The organism is Rhizobium sp. WCS2018Hpa-16 (assembly GCF_031843705.1).
GTDB lineage: Bacteria > Pseudomonadota > Alphaproteobacteria > Rhizobiales > Rhizobiaceae > Agrobacterium > Agrobacterium tumefaciens_C.
In genome coordinates this window covers 488,663-503,229 of sequence record NZ_JAVTIX010000002.1, presented here as the reverse complement: position 1 = coordinate 503,229, position 14,567 = coordinate 488,663, and the positions used below count along the sequence as shown (strand labels likewise).

Annotated in this window: 14 protein-coding genes and 1 pseudogene; 9 read left to right on the top strand and 6 right to left on the bottom strand. The window is 58.2% G+C overall.

Going from position 1 to position 14,567, the window contains the following annotated elements; translation table 11 throughout:
• Positions 1 to 10: 10 nt before the first annotated feature.
• The 4 genes from RQI55_RS08540 to RQI55_RS08525 all read right to left on the bottom strand — a co-directional run bounded on the left by RQI55_RS08540 (position 11) and on the right by RQI55_RS08525 (position 5,347).
• A complete protein-coding gene (locus RQI55_RS08540) occupies positions 11 to 1,687 on the bottom strand; it encodes an alpha-glucosidase family protein (protein ID WP_311272470.1) in 1,677 nt (558 codons plus the stop codon).
• Positions 1,688 to 1,692: 5 nt separating this feature from the next.
• Positions 1,693 to 2,853, bottom strand: coding sequence for a carbohydrate ABC transporter permease (locus RQI55_RS08535; protein ID WP_311272469.1), 1,161 nt, complete (start codon positions 2,851 to 2,853; stop codon positions 1,693 to 1,695).
• A gap of 1 nt (position 2,854) precedes the next feature.
• Positions 2,855 to 3,868, bottom strand: coding sequence for a carbohydrate ABC transporter permease (locus RQI55_RS08530; RefSeq protein WP_192063435.1), 1,014 nt, complete (start codon positions 3,866 to 3,868; stop codon positions 2,855 to 2,857).
• 117 nt (positions 3,869 to 3,985) lie between these two features.
• Positions 3,986 to 5,347, bottom strand: coding sequence for an ABC transporter substrate-binding protein (locus tag RQI55_RS08525; RefSeq protein WP_042619061.1), 1,362 nt, complete (start codon positions 5,345 to 5,347; stop codon positions 3,986 to 3,988).
• Between the two features lie 245 nt (positions 5,348 to 5,592).
• On the opposite strand from RQI55_RS08525, the gene RQI55_RS08520 reads away from it, so the two are divergent.
• The gene (locus tag RQI55_RS08520) at positions 5,593 to 6,615 is read left to right on the top strand and encodes a substrate-binding domain-containing protein (protein ID WP_311272468.1); all 1,023 of its coding nucleotides are present in this window, start codon (positions 5,593 to 5,595) and stop codon (positions 6,613 to 6,615) included.
• Positions 6,616 to 6,622: 7 nt separating this feature from the next.
• Here the strand turns inward: RQI55_RS08520 and folD are convergent, their stop codons facing one another.
• Positions 6,623 to 7,522: a bifunctional methylenetetrahydrofolate dehydrogenase/methenyltetrahydrofolate cyclohydrolase FolD gene (gene folD, locus RQI55_RS08515; protein WP_311272467.1), complete on the bottom strand. Its 900-nt coding sequence runs from the start codon at positions 7,520 to 7,522 to the stop codon at positions 6,623 to 6,625.
• A gap of 94 nt (positions 7,523 to 7,616) precedes the next feature.
• Positions 7,617 to 9,437: a hypothetical protein gene (locus RQI55_RS08510; protein WP_311272466.1), complete on the bottom strand. Its 1,821-nt coding sequence runs from the start codon at positions 9,435 to 9,437 to the stop codon at positions 7,617 to 7,619.
• A 212-nt stretch (positions 9,438 to 9,649) separates the two neighbouring features.
• Here RQI55_RS08510 and flgB point away from each other — a divergent pair, with 212 nt between their 5' ends.
• From flgB to flgH, 8 genes and pseudogenes are all read left to right on the top strand, one after another.
• Complete coding sequence (gene flgB, locus RQI55_RS08505; protein WP_042618050.1) at positions 9,650 to 10,039, top strand: flagellar basal body rod protein FlgB; 390 nt, start codon at positions 9,650 to 9,652, stop codon at positions 10,037 to 10,039.
• 1 nt (position 10,040) lies between these two features.
• On the top strand, positions 10,041 to 10,457 hold the full coding sequence (gene flgC / locus RQI55_RS08500) for a flagellar basal body rod protein FlgC (protein ID WP_042618049.1): 417 nt from the start codon (positions 10,041 to 10,043) through the stop codon (positions 10,455 to 10,457).
• A 2-nt stretch (positions 10,458 to 10,459) separates the two neighbouring features.
• Complete coding sequence (locus RQI55_RS08495) at positions 10,460 to 10,807, top strand: flagellar hook-basal body complex protein FliE (protein WP_042618048.1); 348 nt, start codon at positions 10,460 to 10,462, stop codon at positions 10,805 to 10,807.
• An 18-nt stretch (positions 10,808 to 10,825) separates the two neighbouring features.
• Positions 10,826 to 11,614, top strand: coding sequence for a flagellar basal-body rod protein FlgG (gene flgG / locus RQI55_RS08490; RefSeq protein ID WP_042618047.1), 789 nt, complete (start codon positions 10,826 to 10,828; stop codon positions 11,612 to 11,614).
• Positions 11,615 to 11,632: 18 nt separating this feature from the next.
• Complete coding sequence (flgA, locus tag RQI55_RS08485) at positions 11,633 to 12,121, top strand: flagellar basal body P-ring formation chaperone FlgA (RefSeq protein ID WP_243256643.1); 489 nt, start codon at positions 11,633 to 11,635, stop codon at positions 12,119 to 12,121.
• A gap of 83 nt (positions 12,122 to 12,204) precedes the next feature.
• Positions 12,205 to 13,242 (top strand): annotated as a pseudogene (locus RQI55_RS08480) (flagellar basal body P-ring protein FlgI); the annotation flags it as partial.
• A complete protein-coding gene (locus RQI55_RS08475) occupies positions 13,239 to 13,769 on the top strand; it encodes a MotE family protein (RefSeq protein WP_042618044.1) in 531 nt (176 codons plus the stop codon). The pseudogene RQI55_RS08480 and the gene RQI55_RS08475, both read left to right, overlap by 4 nt.
• Complete coding sequence (gene flgH, locus RQI55_RS08470; RefSeq protein WP_192063429.1) at positions 13,766 to 14,491, top strand: flagellar basal body L-ring protein FlgH; 726 nt, start codon at positions 13,766 to 13,768, stop codon at positions 14,489 to 14,491. Before RQI55_RS08475 ends, flgH begins: the two co-directional genes overlap by 4 nt.
• The last annotated feature ends 76 nt before the right edge of the window (positions 14,492 to 14,567 follow it).

Here is a 14,567-nt window from a genome sequence, read left to right as displayed (position 1 = left end):
TCGTATGATGTCAGGCGTAACGGGCGAAGAATGCGCCCCATGCCGGTAGTGCAACGGTCTTGCCTTCACGTTCAGCCGAAAAACCATGGCCGTCGAGAACCTCCCAGTTGCCCTCAGGCAGCGATGCCGTGGATGGTTCTGCGGAAAGGTTGAACAGGCAGACCACGGTCTCGTTGCCCAGCGTGCGGGTGTAGCTGGAAACGGTGCCCTCAACCGGCTGAAACGCAATGCTGCCTTTGGCAAAGGCCGGGTGCTGTTTGCGGAAGGCAAGGAAGCGGCGGTAATGCTCCAGCACGGATGCCTCATCACCCTGCTGGGCGCTGACAGCACGCTGCTTGTGTTCAGGGGGAATCGGAAGCCAGCCCTTATCAGCTGTCGAGAAACCTGCCAGCGCATGGCCCGCATCCCAGACCATCGGCGTGCGGCAACCGTCACGCCCCTTGAACTCCGGCCAGAACTGAATGCCGTAGGGGTCCTGCAAATCATCGAATGCGATATCGGCCTCGGTTAGGCCAAGCTCTTCGCCCTCGTAAATGCAGACTGATCCGCGCTGCGTCATCAACAGTGCGGCAAGCACCTTGGCGAAAGCATCCTTGTCTTCCACCACATCGCCCCAGCGGCTGACATGGCGCACGACGTCATGATTGGAAAAGGCCCAGCATGCCCAGCCCTCGGGGGCAGCGCGGGCAAAATCTGCCTGCACATCGGCCACACGCTGCGGCGTCAGCGCATCCGGCGCCAGAAACTCGAATGCGTAGCACATCTGCATCTTGTCATCGCCGGATGTGTATTCACCGACGATCTCAAGCCCGCGCTGGCTATCCCCCACCTCGCCCACGGCTGCGATATCCGGGAACTCATCGAGAACGGCGCGGAAGCGCTTCAGGAATGCGATGTTTTCGGGGCGGTTCTTGTCGTAGATGTGTTCCTGGAAATTATAGGGGTTCACGGCTGGTGCGGTGGAAGCGTTGCGGCGTTCCGGAGCAAGCGCCGGGTTGTTGCGCAATTCCTTGTCGTGGAAATAGAAGTTGATCGTATCCAGACGGAAACCATCGACGCCGCGCTCCAGCCAGAAGCGGGTAATGTTGAGCAACTCCTGCTGCACCTCTTCATTGTGCAGATTAAGATCAGGCTGCGAGGTGAGGAAGTTGTGCATGTAATATTGCATGCGCGTCGGGTCCCACTGCCAGCCGGAGCCGCCGAAAATGGAGAGCCAATTGTTGGGCGGTGTGCCATCCGGCTTGCCATCGCTCCAGACATACCAGTCAGCCTTCGGATTCTGGCGGCTGGAACGGCTCTGCACAAACCACGGATGCTGATCCGACGTGTGCGACAGGACGAGGTCGATCATGACGCGGATACCAAGACGGTGCGCCTCGGTAATCAAGCCGTCGAAGTCCGCCAGTGTGCCGAACATCGGGTCGACATCGACATAGTTGGACACGTCGTAGCCGAAATCCTTCATCGGAGAGGTGAAGAAGGGAGAAATCCAGATCGCATCTGCGCCAAGCTTTGAAATATGCTCCAGGCGCGAGGTGATGCCCTTGAGATCGCCAATGCCATCGCCGTTGCTGTCCTGATAGGAGCGCGGGTAGATCTGATAGATCACGGCACCGCGCCACCAATCCTTGTCGCGCACGAGAGTAGAAGTCGTCATTTCAGTATCCTGTTTGGTATGGGCATTCATGTTGATCAGCCTCCCTTGACCGAGCCGGAAAGCAGCCCGCGCACAAGGTAGCGTTGGAGAGCGAAGAAAACGCAGAGCGGCACGACGATGGTGACGAAGGCCGATGCGGTCAGGATTTCCCAGTTGCCGCCGCGTGAACCCAGAAGCGCGTTGAGCGCCCCCGTCAGCACCAGCTCATCCTTCTGCGTTCCCAGAAACACCATGGCGACCAGAAGGTCGTTCCATGTCCAGAGGAACTGGAAGATGGAGAAGGATGCAAGCGCCGGGAAAGACAGCGGCAGGATGATCTTGACGAAGATTTCAAAATCACTGGCCCCGTCCACACGCGCACTCTCGATGATCTCTTTCGGCAGGCCGGAAATGTAATTGCGCAACAGATAGATGGCGAGCGGCAGACCAAAGGCCGTGTGCGCCAGCCAGATGCCCGCATAGGTCTTGGATGGCACGCCGAAGACGTTGCCAATCCAGTTATAGAGCTGCAACAGCGGGATGAGCGACATCTGCAACGGCACCACGATGAGGCCGACGACCATGGCAATGATGAGGGAGCGGCCCGAAAACTTCATCCAGGACAGGGCATAGGCTGCGAAAGCCGCGATGAGAATGGGGATGACCGTGGCCGGAATGGCAACCGTCAGCGAATTGACGAAGGCCTGGCCGATGCCCTCAGAGGCAAGCACGGTGCGATAATTATCGAGTGTGAAGATGGGCGGTGTCGAAACGGCCAGATAGACACGCTTGGCGCGCGAACCCTCGAAGGTCGCGTTCTTGCTGTACTGGTAGGTGCCGTCTTCGTTGATAACGAGGCTTTCGCCCTCACCCAGATCGGCCGCCTCCCCTGCCGGGAAGGCTTCAGGCTCTTGCACACGCACGCCAAAAGCGGAAATCTTGCCGCCCGCGCCGTTTTCAAACACATTGCCGGAGATGATGAAGCGATCACCCTCCTGCCTTTGCGTTGCAGGGTCGGCAAGGCGAAGCGCCTGGGTCTGGCTTGAGCTGGAAAAGGCCGTCCACCAGCCGGATACAACAAGCTGGTCCTTGTCTCGCAGCGAGCTGACCAGAATGCCGAGCGTTGGCAAAAGCCAGAGCAGCACGACGAAGAGGACGCTGACGTGAACGATCAGGCGTGGCAGGCCGATGCGGCGAATACGCGTGGCTATGCTCATCTCAGCGACCCTCCATCTCACGGTTTGCCTGGCGAATGTTCCAGATCATGATCGGCGTAACCGCTGCCATGATGATGAGCGCGATAACGGCACTGCGTCCGCTGTCTCCACCGCCTCTGAACATCCAGTCGAACATGAGGTTGGCCAGAACCATGGTGTTCCATTGGCCATTGGTCATGGTCAGAACGATATCGAAGACCTTGAGAACAAGAATGGTGATGGTGGTCCAGACAACGGCAATGGTGCCCCATATCTGCGGAACGAGGATCTTCCAGAAAATCTGCCAGCCATTGGCCCCATCGATCACAGCGGCTTCCACGGTTTCTTCGGAAATGCCGCGAAGCGCTGCCGAGAGGATGACCATGGCAAAGCCGGTCTGGATCCAGATGAGGATGACCATAAGGAAGAAGTTGTTCCAGAACGGCATAGAAATCCACACCTCGGGCGAGCCGCCGAAATATTCGACGATGGCATTCAGCAAGCCGATCTGCGTTTGCCCCTCGCCGCGATATTCATAGACGAACTTCCAGATGACGGAGGCGCCGACGAAGGAGATCGCCATCGGCATGAAGACGATGGATTTGGCGATATTGCCCCACCAGATGCGGTCGGTCATGACGGCAATCACGAGGCCAAAGAAGGTGCAGGCGGCGGGCACGACGGCCAACCAGAGGATATTGTTGAAAATGGATTGGCGGAAACCATCATCGTAGATGGCCCAGCGGTAATTGTTAAGGCCAACGAAATTGTCTCCGGTCCGGTCGTAGAAAGACAGGATGAAGGTGGCGACCACGGGGTAGACGAGATAGACGATGAGCAACAAAAGTGCGGGGCCGACGAAGAGCCAGGGGCGGACCGCCGCGCGCCGGTTGAGGTTGCGCGATGCGTGGATCACATCGCCGTCTTTCACCGGAAAAATGACCTGTAGCGCCTTGTCGGACAGCCAGTAATAGGCCGCACAGGCAAAGACGCCGACAATCATCACGCCGAGCGCCGAAACGATCTGGGTAATCATATTCCCTCCCCGTTATTTCGTGTTCATACCCGGCCTGACAGCGTTACCCCGTTGCGGCAGAGACATGCGAGAGAAACGACCCGGCAGCGGATTGCCGCCGCCGGATGGAGTTTTCGATTACTTGAGGCCGTCCCAGGCCTTCTGGATGTCATCAGCAACCTGCTGGGCAGACTTGCCACCGACATAATCGACCATGCCCGTCCAGAATGCGCCAGCACCGATCTTGCCGGGCATCAGGTCCGAACCATCAAAGCCGAAGCTTGTGGCCGTGGTCAGAATTTCACCCTGACGCTTGGTCTGTTCGCTGGCATAGGTGTCGAGGTTCACGCCCTTGTAAGGTGTCAGGAAGCCGGACTGCGCCATCCAGACTTCATGGGCAATCGGTGTCTTCAGGAATTCCACGAAAGCGCGAGAAGCCTTGGAGTCCTTTGTGATGGTGAAGAGCGTTCCAGCGCCCAGAACCGGCGTGCCGAGATCAGGCTTGGAAGCAAATGTCGGCATGTAGAAGAAGTCCACATCCGTTCCGACCTTCGTGCCTTCCGGGAAGAAGGATGGAATGAACGATGCCTGGCGGTGAAGGTAGCACTTCGGCGGAATATCGAACAGGCCCTTGGGGCTATCGCGGAAGTCGGTGGAGGCAACGGCAGCAGCGCCACCACTCACATATTTGTCGTTCTTGGCAAATTTGCCGAATTCCTCGATGGCAGCGACAACGCGCGGATCGTTAAACTTGACCTCGTTGGTCGTCCACTTCTGGTAGACGTCCAGCGGCTGCGTGCGAAGCATGAAGTCTTCAACCCAGTCCGTGGCTGGCCAGCCGGTCGCACCGCCTGAACCAAGCCCGATGCACCATGGCGTGCCGCCATCGGCCACGATCTTGTCGCTGAGCTTGACGAGATCTTCCACGCTTTTCGGAACCTCGTAGCCCGCTTCTTCAAAGTTTTCAGGCACATACCAGACTAGCGATTTCAGGTCGGCCTTGAACGGAAAGGCGAAATAGGCCTTCTGTCCGTCCTTGCCGGGATAAATACCCAGATCCACCCAGGACTGGCCCGCGCCGTAGTTTTCCTTCACCCAGTTGGCTGTCTCATCGCCAAGCGGCGTAAGCAGACCTTTAGCAGCAAGGTCGGCCAGCAGGCCGGGCTGCGGCAGAATGGCGACATTGGGAGGAGAACCGGCTTGCGTATCGATAACGATCTGCTGCTCGTAATTTTCCGATGAGGAGTAACGAACATTCACGCCCGTCGCCTCGGTGAAATAGGCCAGCACCGATTGGAACAGCGCCTCGTCCTCGCCGCGCCATGGTCCGAAAATCGTCAGCGTTTCGCCCTTCAGGCTGGCGTTGGCGGCCTTGAAATCCTCATAGCTTTTCCAGTTGAATTTGGCATCGCCACCGGGCTGAAACTTCAGCTCCGCAGCGAAAGCTGCCCCCGACAGAAACGTGGCCACGGCCACGGTCGTCCAGAAAGTCTTTTTCATGTGATCTACCTCCCATCACATTGTCAGGCGTAATAGCCTGAAAAGATACTCAAAGCGCTTTGGCTAACCATTCATCTCACTGAGATGGAAGATGAGTCAAGTCCATGCTACGCCGATTAGGTTTCAATAACCATCTTGCGCTGCAGCATAAGCGAAAACCTGGGCATTTCCGCAGTTTCCAATTGTGGCTGGAAGAGACAGTTGGTAGGGTCCAAAGCGGTTTGGGAAAGCGGAGGCTGGATGATATGAACCTAAAACAGCTTTCGCAAATGCTCGGCATTTCGCAGACGACCATCAGCCGTGCGCTGAACGGTTATCCTGAAGTGAAAGCCGAGACACGACGCAAGATAATTGAGGCCGCGCAAGCCACGGGCTACCGGCCAAACGCTGCGGCACAACGTCTGGCCACGGGCAAGATGGGCTCCATCGGGCTGGTCATGCCAACCGGGGCGGAGCACCAGTCCGACGTGCATTTCGCGGAATTTCTGAATGGTCTGGGAGAGGTGTCGGCGCGCAACGGCTTTCATCTTGTCATCATGCCCAGCCCACCCACCCATGAGCAGGAAGCCCTGCGAGAACTGGCCGCCAGCGGCAGCGTCGATGGCATCTATCTCGCCTATATGAAGAAGAACGATCCCCGTATCGAGATGATGAAGAGCCTGCCCATTCCCTTCATCGTTCACGGTCGTTCATGGGGTGTGGAGACGGATTACCCGTTTCTGGATGTGGACAACGAAACCGCGTTCAACGATGCAACATCGCTCCTGCTCCAGCTTGGCCATCGCAACATTGCCTTGATGAACGGGCCTGAAGGCTACGACTTCACCTTTCGCCGCCACCGGGGCGTCGAGGCGGCGCTGGCCGCGCAAGGCTATGCGCTAAACCCGGCCAATGTCAGCCACAGCGTCATGAATGACGAGGCCGGATTTTCGATTATGGAAAGGCTGCTATCTCAGGCTGATCGCCCGACAGCGGTCATCTGTGCATCGACTGCGCTGGCGCTGGGCGCCGTGCGCTCACTCAATCTGCGGGCCCTTAAGCCGGGAAAAGACATTTCCATCATCGCCCATGACGATGTTCTCCCGCTATTGAAACCGGTGAATTTCTCAGTACCGCTGACAACCACCCGGTCATCGCTTCGTGAGGCTGGATCGCGCATCGCAGAGCGGTTGATCGAGCAGATCAAGACCGGCAAGGCTGATACATCCGAAGAGCTTTGGAAGGCAGAGCTTGTGGTGCGCGGATCGACCGGACCTGCGCACCTTTAGAAAGGTCTCAGAATTTTGGCGCGGCTTTTCCAAGCGCCCGGTGGGCTGCAATCACAGTGTTAGCCATCAGCATAGCGATTGTCATCGGGCCAACACCGCCGGGAACAGGCGTAATCGCGGCGGCAACGGCGCTTGCCTCATCATAGGCCACATCGCCCACCAGCCGTGACTTGCCCTCGCCCTTTTCAGGTGCTGGCACGCGGTTGATGCCGACATCGATGACCGTTGCACCGGGCTTGACCCAATCGCCCTTGACCATCTGCGGGCGGCCAACGGCTGCAACGAGAATGTCGGCGGTCTTGCAGACGGCAGCCAGATCCTTGGTGCGCGAATGGGCCATGGTCACGGTTGCGTTGGCGTTGAGCAGCAATTGCCCCATCGGCTTGCCGAACAGGTTCGAGCGACCAATGACAACGGCGGTGAGACCGGAGAGGTCATCGCCGTGAATGCTGCGCACCAGCAACAGCGAGCCCGCTGGCGTGCAGGAAATCAGACCAGTTTCGAGGTCGCCGGATGCCAGCTTGCCAGCGTTGAGAACGCTCAAACCGTCAACGTCCTTTTCGGGCAAAATGGACTGGATGACGGGATCGGAATTGAGGTGCTTCGGCAAGGGCAGTTGTACCAGAATGCCGTGAATGGCAGCATCGTCGTTCAAAGTCGCGACCAGCGCCTCAAGATCCGCCTGCGTAGTATCTTCCGACAGCGTGTGCTGGATGGAATTGAACCCGCATTCCTTGGCTGTCTTGCTCTTGGAGTTGACATAGGCGTGGCTGGCCGGATCGTTGCCGACGATGACCACGGCGAGGCCGGGCTTGATGCCGGTCTGCTGCTCGAGTTTCTCCGCCGCCTCTCGCACGGCCGTCGTTACCGATGCCGCCTTTGCCTTGCCGTCGATGACCGTCGCCATATGCCTGCCTCCTGGGAACACGATAGCTCTTTAGCGCCCTAATGCTGTGCAGCACCGTGGAATGCAAGGAAAATCGCTGTTTCAGGGCAGCAAATCAGGCCCGGCGGCTGTCGCGCTCTTCATCGGCCAGCCTTTGGAGGCGCTCGCGCAGAACAACGAGTTCCTGACGCAGCGCGTGCAGTTCCTCGGTCTCCGCCTGTGGGTGCTCAGCCTCTCCGGCCAAAGCTGCCGCCAGCAGCGGCGGAAGCTTGAACACAGGCGCTTCGCGCTGCATCTGCTCAAGCGGAACAGCATTGCGCATCAACACCTGCCGCACCTTTTGATCCAGGGGCATGTCGTTGGCGGGCTCATCATGAACGGTCAGACCATCATCCCCACCGTCCTGCATCACCGCCTCGCTGACAGGCTCCCCATCAGAATGCGCGGCGATGGGTGCATCGAGTTCAGGCTCTTGTTCATCCCGAGCGATCATGACGTCGTCGAAAATACCAGGCTCGATCTCTATGGCCTCAGCGGCGACAAGCTCAAACTCTTCAGGCGTTTCGGCCACTTCGGCCTCTACTGAGTCTGGAAGCGCTACCTGCTCACTCTCATCGCCGCGCTTGCGTCGGAAGCTCAAAGCCAGAAGCGACATCAGCAAACCAGCCGCTCCGCCGGCCAGCGCCATGCTCTTGGCGGTAAAGCTGTCGTAATTTGCAAGACCCGGCTGAGCTGCCTGCGCAATGGCAGCACTTGGACGAGGTGCCGGTGAAAATGTGCCTGCGGCATCGCTGGAACGGATATAGGTGCTGCGGGCTTCTTCCAGCGCCGCTTCCAGCCTTGCCAGATTGGCCGGTGCGTCACCCATCTCCTGCATCTGCCGGTCCAGCTCAGCCCGCGCAGTTTGCTGTCTGCTCAAAGCCGCAGCGATCTTTGCCTGTTCGCTCGCCAGCGCCTCACGCACACGGCGAAGAGCGGGCATGGCCGCGGCACGGGCAGCGTCCAGCGTCGTTTGAGCTGCAATTGTGCGCGGATGTTTTGGTCCGTGGTCGACGCTGACCTCGGCCAATGCGAGTTTGGCGGCGGTATAATTCTGCCTGATATCATCAAGAGCTGTAAAGGCCGGCATCGCTGGCAAGGACTGGCTCAGCACATCATCCAGCTTCATGGAGGCAGCAGAGGCGATGGCGTCGGCCAGTTGCGTGTTTCTGGAAACCAGCGCTTCCGTCTGCGTGTCATCTTCGCGAATTTTCTGTTGCAGATCCTGTATGCGTGACACGGCATCGTTTCCATGCCGCATCTGAAACCCGGTCAAAGCTGCCTCGGCACTATCGAGCGCAAGCCGCGCCGTCTCGACGGCCTGAAGTTGCGGATCGTGCCGCTCGGCCCCTATGTCCCGGACCACGCGGCTGGCCAGATTATCGGCTATGCGTTGCGAAGCCTGCGGGGTGGCGGCAGTCACACGGATATCGATCTCGTCGCTGGCTGGCTTCGAGGTGATGGCAACGGAGTCTTTCAGAGCTGTCTCAGTCGCGCCCACCACGGCACTCCCATCCTGCCCACCGCCTGCAAGCAGGTCCAGCAAGACGGACAGATGGCCTGGCGTCTCAACGCCGGTCACGTCCTCAGCCTTGAGCTTCATGTCAGAGACCATCAGCCCAAGAGCGACCGGAGACAGCAGTGTCTCGCGCAGTTGCGCGGCCATGCGCTGCACGCCCTGTGTGCCCGAACGGGAATTGGAAATCTTGACGCTTGTATCCGACACATAGCCCTTGAGGCCCGGGTCCAGAAGCATGCCCGGCAAAAGGAACCCTGCCGCCGAAAGCGAGATAGCGACAAAGCCCGAGAGGAGATAATCCCGCAACGAGGCTGCGCCGCGCCTTGGGTGAAGCGCGTTCCAGTTTCGCAATGTGTGTCTATCGCTCTCAAAAACCATCGCAAACCCAAGGGGTTACAGAATTCCGGCTGGAACCCCGCTGGTAAAAACATAAACGAACCCTAAAGCGACAAGGCAAACAAATGGTTAATTGGGGCCAAAACAGCGCATTTTCAGCTGTTTTCGCGACCGCTTACACAAAGCCATCGCCCGCAAGTCCCGCGCAAGATTGTCGGCCTAAACCGGAGACAGGTTAAACACGGAGAATTGTCATGCAGCCGATTCAGCTCTTTGCGCTGGCATCCCGGCAGGCCGAATGGCTTTCTGTGCGTCAAGAAGTCGTCGCCAGTAACATCGCGAATGCCAGCACCCCAAAATTCCGCGCACAGGACGTCGTTCCTTTCGATACGGAATTGCAGTCGGTCGGCATGCAGATGGCGCGCACCAATTCCGCACACATGGAACTGGCAGTCGCAGGCGGCGGCAAAGTTGCTCTCGACGAGGCTGACCTTAACAACGAAATCGGCGTTCAGGAGTCGGGCAACACGGTGTCCCTTTCCAAGGAAATGGCCAAGACAAGCGAGATCAAGGGGCAGTTCGAACTGAACGCGCAACTCGTTCGCTCTTTTAACAGCATGATGCTGACAGCGGTGGGCAAGTAAGATGGATCCTTTAAAGTCTGCGACGAAAATTGCAGGAAGCGGAATGGAAGCTCAGGCCACGCGCCTGCGCATCGTCTCGGAAAACATCGCGAACTCTCGTACAACGGGCGATACGCCGGGTGCAGACCCCTATCGTCGCAAGACCATTACGTTTGCAAATGAGATGGATCGCGTTTCCCAGACAAATCTTGTCGAGGTCAAGAAACTGGGCGTTGATCGCTCCGACTTCACCCAGGAATACGATCCCGACAGCCCTGCCGCAGACGAAAAAGGCATGGTCAAGCTTCCGAACGTCAACATGCTGATCGAGATGGCCGACCTTCGTGAGGCCAACCGCGGCTACGAGGCTAATCTACAAATTATCAAGCAGACACGCGACATGGTTGCCTCGACCATCGCATTATTGAAGGGTCAGTGATCATGATCGACGCCATCAGCAGCCTGAAATCACTGACGGGCAATTCCGCAACCGACAGCCTGAAAGAGGTCACATCCGGCCTCGGCTCTCTGGCCGGAAGCGCTATCTCCACGGCGGCAACCGCTGCCACTGGCCCTACCTTCGCCAGCGTTCTTGGCGGCGTCGCAAGCGATGCTGTCCAGTCCCTGAAAATGGGTGAAGCCATGTCGTTTGCAGGCATTCAGGGCAAGGCCAATACGCGAGAAGTCGTTGATGCCGTCATGCAGGCGGACCAGACGCTCAAGACCGCCGTGGCTCTGCGCGACAAGATCGTCTCGGCCTATCTCGACATCGTGAAAATGCAGATTTGACGCTTAAGGATATAAAAAATGAGAGCACTAGCTATCGCAGCGACGGGCATGGATGCCCAGCAGACAAACCTTGAGGTCATCGCGAACAACATCGCGAACATCAACACGACCGCCTTCAAGCGCGGCCGCGCCGAGTTCACCGACCTCTTGTACCAGACAGAGCGCGCACAGGGCGTGATGAACCGTGCCAACCAGTCCGTGGTTCCAGAAGGCGCCAATATCGGCCTGGGTGTTCAGACATCTGCCGTCAGAAAACTCCACCTCCAGGGTGAAATCTCCCAGACCGGCAACGATCTGGATCTTGCCATTGTTGGCAAGGGCTGGCTTCAGGTCGATGGACCGGAAGGCACCACGCTCTATACAAGAGCCGGCGCTCTCAACAAGGATTCGACTGGCCGACTGGTCACGATCGACGGCTTCGGCGTTCAGCCAAACATCACCATTCCCACGGACGCGACGGAAGTCACGATCAGCACGGATGGTATTGTTTCGGCACGCATCGGAACGGCAACAACCCTCACGGAACTTGGTCAGCTCAGCCTCAGCAACTTTGCCAACGAAGCGGGTCTCAAGCCCCTTGGTGACAACCTGTTTTCGCAGACGGAAGCGTCTGGCGATCCCGTAACGGCAACTCCTGAGTCTGTCGGCTTCGGCTATATCAAGCAGCACTATCTTGAAAGCTCGAACGTCGATTCCGTCAAGGAAATCACCGACCTCATTTCCGCACAGCGCGCTTATGAAATGAACTCCAAGGTCATCACCACTGCAGATGAGATGGCGACGATCGTCAGTCAGAACCTGAAGTAACGCAAAAGGTAGGGTAACATGAAGTTTCGCCCGAAATTCGTGCCTGGCAGTCTCTGCACAACGGCGCTGGCGCTCATGGTTGGTCTTGTGGCGCTCGCGCCGCAGGCTGCCCTTTCGCAGCAAAGACACGCCGTTGTTCCAACAGGCACTATTTTCCCCGGCGATATCATTACCCATGAGCGTGTGACCGAAGTTCCAGTGACCAACCCCAACATCGCTCCGGGCTTTGCGGAAACGACTGACGTTGTGGTGGGCAAGGTTTCCAAGCGCACACTCGTTGCTGGCCGCACCATTCCGCTCAGCGATCTGCGTGATCCTTTCGCCGTCCAGCGCGGAGCGACGATCAGGATCATCTATAGTGTGGGTGGCATGCACCTTTCAGCATCCGGCACCGCCATTGAAGATGGCATGCCGGGTGAAGTCGTGCGTGTTCGCAACCGCGACACCGGCGTCACAGTCAGCGGCACGGCCCTGCAGGACGGAACCGTGGAGGTTTTCCAAAAATGAGTTTTCGTAAGGGCCTGATCGCTGTCACTGTGATGGTCGCCACTTTATTGGCAACCACACCCGTCGCCTATTCCCAGACCAATGCGCGTGTCAAAGACATCGCTTCCTTGCAGGCTGGCCGTGAGAACCAGCTGATTGGTTATGGTCTTGTCGTCGGCCTCCAAGGGTCCGGCGACAGCATGCGTTCCTCGCCCTTCACCGAGCAATCGATGCGGGCGATGTTGCAGAACCTCGGCATTTCCATGCAGGGCAACCAGAGCGGCTCCAAAAACGTCGCCGCAGTCATGGTCACCGCCAACCTTCCGCCATTTGCAAGCCCCGGAAGCCGGCTGGACGTCAATGTCAGCTCGCTGGGCGATGCCTCGTCCTTGCGCGGTGGCACGCTCGTCATGACATCCATGTCGGGCGCCGATGGCCAGATCTACGCAGTGGCGCAGGGCTCGGTCATTGTCTCGGGCTTCAATGCCGAAGGCCAGGCCGCGCAGCTGACACAGGGCGTGACGACAGCCGGACGCGTTCCAAGCGGCGCGATCATCGAGCGCGAGCTGCCATCGCAGTTCAAGGATTCCGTCAATCTGGTCCTGCAGCTGCGCAACCCCGATTTCTCAACCTCGACACGCATTGCCGATGCTATCAATGGCTACGCCCGCACCGCTTTCGGCGAACCGATTGCCGAAGCCCGCGACAGCCAGGTGGTTTTCATTCAGAAGCCGAGAACGGCTGATCTGACCCGCCTGATGGCGAGCATCGAAAACCTTGCCGTGGAAACCGATACGCCTGCCAAGGTGGTGATCAACGAGCGCACGGGCACCATCGTCATCGGCGCCGATGTTCGCATTTCACAGGTCGCCGTCAGCTACGGAACGCTGACCGTTCAGGTGACCGAAACACCACAGGTTATTCAGCCAGAGCCATTTTCGCGCGGAGAGACCGCCGTTCAGCCGCAGACCGACATTTCGGCACAGGCAACCGGCGGCCCTGTCGCCATTCTCAACGGGCCCAATCTGCGCTCGCTGGTGGCTGGCCTGAACAATATCGGTGTGAAGCCTGATGGCATCATCGCCATCCTTCAGGGCATAAAATCAGCGGGTGCGCTGCAAGCAGAACTGGTGTTGCAATGATGCTGAAACTCTCTGAGCTATTCACCCCGCAACGCACGATCCTTGCCGTGTTTCTCATGGTCGCGTCGCTTCCTTCCGCCCGCGCCCAGGAACAGGTGCGGGTAACGACGGGCGATACGAGCAGTCAGGAAATCCAGCAATATTGCACCAATGTCATCGATCAGGCGCGCGACCAGCGCTATGTGCTGCAAAAGCAGGACCTGGAAAAGCTGCAACAGGATGTCGATAACCGCATCGCCGTCATGGAAGCGCGCAAGGCCGAGTATGAAGACTGGCTGAAGCGCCGCAACGATTTTCTGAAGCAGGCCGAAGCAAACCTCGTCAACGTCTACAAGACGATGAAAGCCGATGCTGCGGCACCCCAATTGCAGGAAATCGACGCTGGCATCGCAGCGGCGATCATCATGAAGCTGCCGCCTCGCCAGTCCGGTCTGATCCTTGCTGAAATGGATGCCAAGAAGGCCGCCACCATCGCATCGATCATGTCCAGCGCGACCGACAAAACCACATCAAGAGATCCGTCATGAACAAAGCGCTTATTCTCGTTCTTTCTGCCGCAAGTGTTCTGAGCGGTTGCTCGAGCATCACCCAGAACCAGACGCTGAAGGAAATCGGCAATGCGCCTGCCATGAGCCCGATTGGCAGCGGCCTGCAATTCAGTCAGGCGCCGCAACTGGCTTCCTACCCCAAGCAGCCATTGCGCTCGGCCAGCGGTTACTCGCTGTGGAGCGACAGCAAGGCAGCCTTGTTCAAGGATGCGCGCGCGTTGAACATTGGTGACATTCTGACCGTCAACATCCAGATCAACGACAAGGCGACGTTCGACAACGAAACCGACCGTACCAAGAAGAACAATCGCGAGACGGGCTGGAAGGCAGACGCCGAAATTCTCGGCTGGAAGCCGCAGGCCGATTCGTCGCTCAGCTTTGACAATACCAGCGAATCCAACGGCAAAGGCTCCATCAGCCGCGCCGAAAAGCTGACCCTGCTGGTGGCCGCCGTCGTGACCGGGATATTGGAAAACGGCAACCTGTTGATCAGCGGCTCGCAGGAAGTGCGCGTCAATCACGAGGTCCGTATCCTCAACGTGGCGGGTATCGTGCGGCCGCAGGACGTCAACTCCGAAAACACCATCTCCTACGAGAAGATTGCCGAAGCGCGTATTTCCTACGGCGGACGCGGGCGCATCACGGAAATCCAGCAGCCACCGGTTGGCCAGCAGATCGCCGATATGTTCTCACCGATCTAACGCAAAACACCGCATAAAACGAACCTACGGTCCATTGCATTCCGCACGGGCTGCTCTCCGAGACAGACGTAAGAAG

Coding starts and splice junctions, on each gene's coding strand:
- RQI55_RS08540 (WP_311272470.1), bottom strand. CDS start 1,687: ATGAATGCCCATACCAAACAGGATACTGAAATGACGACTTCTACTCTC.
- RQI55_RS08535 (WP_311272469.1), bottom strand. CDS start 2,853: ATGAGCATAGCCACGCGTATTCGCCGCATCGGCCTGCCACGCCTGATC.
- RQI55_RS08530 (WP_192063435.1), bottom strand. CDS start 3,868: ATGATTACCCAGATCGTTTCGGCGCTCGGCGTGATGATTGTCGGCGTC.
- RQI55_RS08525 (WP_042619061.1), bottom strand. CDS start 5,347: ATGAAAAAGACTTTCTGGACGACCGTGGCCGTGGCCACGTTTCTGTCG.
- RQI55_RS08520 (WP_311272468.1), top strand. CDS start 5,593: ATGAACCTAAAACAGCTTTCGCAAATGCTCGGCATTTCGCAGACGACC.
- folD (WP_311272467.1), bottom strand. CDS start 7,522: ATGGCGACGGTCATCGACGGCAAGGCAAAGGCGGCATCGGTAACGACG.
- RQI55_RS08510 (WP_311272466.1), bottom strand. CDS start 9,437: ATGGTTTTTGAGAGCGATAGACACACATTGCGAAACTGGAACGCGCTT.
- flgB (WP_042618050.1), top strand. CDS start 9,650: ATGCAGCCGATTCAGCTCTTTGCGCTGGCATCCCGGCAGGCCGAATGG.
- flgC (WP_042618049.1), top strand. CDS start 10,041: ATGGATCCTTTAAAGTCTGCGACGAAAATTGCAGGAAGCGGAATGGAA.
- RQI55_RS08495 (WP_042618048.1), top strand. CDS start 10,460: ATGATCGACGCCATCAGCAGCCTGAAATCACTGACGGGCAATTCCGCA.
- flgG (WP_042618047.1), top strand. CDS start 10,826: ATGAGAGCACTAGCTATCGCAGCGACGGGCATGGATGCCCAGCAGACA.
- flgA (WP_243256643.1), top strand. CDS start 11,633: ATGAAGTTTCGCCCGAAATTCGTGCCTGGCAGTCTCTGCACAACGGCG.
- RQI55_RS08475 (WP_042618044.1), top strand. CDS start 13,239: ATGATGCTGAAACTCTCTGAGCTATTCACCCCGCAACGCACGATCCTT.
- flgH (WP_192063429.1), top strand. CDS start 13,766: ATGAACAAAGCGCTTATTCTCGTTCTTTCTGCCGCAAGTGTTCTGAGC.